At 61.2% G+C, this 1,180-nt stretch carries 1 protein-coding gene and 1 pseudogene; one reads left to right on the plus strand and one right to left on the minus strand.

Going from position 1 to position 1,180, the window contains the following annotated elements; genetic code table 11:
• On the plus strand, window positions 1–486 hold a 486-nt coding region (locus tag FG154_RS21180), incomplete at its 5' end, for a calcium-binding protein (protein ID WP_484051829.1).
• 21 nt (window positions 487–507) lie between these two features.
• Here FG154_RS21180 and FG154_RS22005 read toward each other — a convergent pair.
• Window positions 508–689 (minus strand): annotated as a pseudogene (locus FG154_RS22005) (hypothetical protein); the annotation flags it as partial.
• Window positions 690–1,180 lie beyond the last annotated feature (491 nt).

A 1,180-nucleotide genomic window follows, 5' to 3' on the forward strand; every position in this document is an offset into this window, starting at 1 on the left:
GCCAACCTCGAGAACCTGACGCTGACCGGATCGGCCGCGATCAACGGCACGGGCAACGGGCTCGCGAACCGGATCACCGGCAACGGCGCGGCCAACGTGCTGAACGGCGGCACCGGGGCGGACACGCTGATCGGCGGCCTCGGCAACGACGAGCTGACGGGCGGTGCGGGAGCGGACAGCTTCGTCTTCAACACCAGACTCACCACTGGCAACCTTGATCGGATAACCGACTTCAGCGTGGTCGACGACACTATCCTGCTGGACGGTGCCATCTTCACCGCGCTCTCTGCCGGTACAGTTGCCGCTTCTTCGTTTGCATCGACCAATAGTGGCAAAGCTACGGATGCGCTTGATCGGCTGATTTACGATAAGGACAGCGGGGCGCTTTGGTACGATGCAGATGGCACCGGCAGCGGAGCGCGGATCCAGTTCGCGGTGATCTCCGCCGGGCTTAACCTCACGGCGGGGAATTTCTTGGTGATCTGAAGCAGCGTCCCGCCGCGTCTTTTAGACGCGGCGGGACGCTGCTCCGGCTCTATGCACAAATACGGTGAGGCGTTCAAATCTTGGCGCAACGGTTGAGGTGGCCCGCGTATTGGCGTGGGTGGCGAAGACGGCCACTGCACTGCGCGCGGTGCCGGGGGACGGTAGCCAAGCGATGAGTGGGGCCTTGGTGATTGTACAACACGAAGACACAACACCCACGGGACGGAGGAGCGGACGCTTCTCTATCCCTGACCATGGGTAGGCTGTTGGTTCTATGTTTACGAGGCCGTCGAGTGGGCGGGAGAGGCGAGATTCCGCTACACCTGACGGGTGTTCTTTAGTTCATCAGGAAAATCGTCAAGTAATTGGTATCGTTTAGGCCGAGAGGCCGAAAATGCGACAACACGGGAGGTGGCAGGCCGGTCTTTGGCAGGCTCAGGGCGTCAAAGTGGTCGAGTTGCTCCGTGGTGGTTTTGCTCAGGCCGTGGAAGTTGCGCTTGCCGGCGTGGGCGGTGTGTTTCGTATGTGACGCCTATGGCCATTGAGTTCCCGGGTTCCGGATCGGGATGGGAGGGGCGAGTCTCGTTCTGAGGGTTCAGAAGGAGGCGACGATGCCGGATGGTGGAGAGGGATTTGGCGGCCGTGTATCGACCCAGCGGAATCTGCACAGGTTAAGCCGCTAAGGCGAATGCCT

The organism is Cereibacter sediminicola (genome assembly GCF_007668225.1).
Classification (GTDB): domain Bacteria; phylum Pseudomonadota; class Alphaproteobacteria; order Rhodobacterales; family Rhodobacteraceae; genus Cereibacter_A; species Cereibacter_A azotoformans.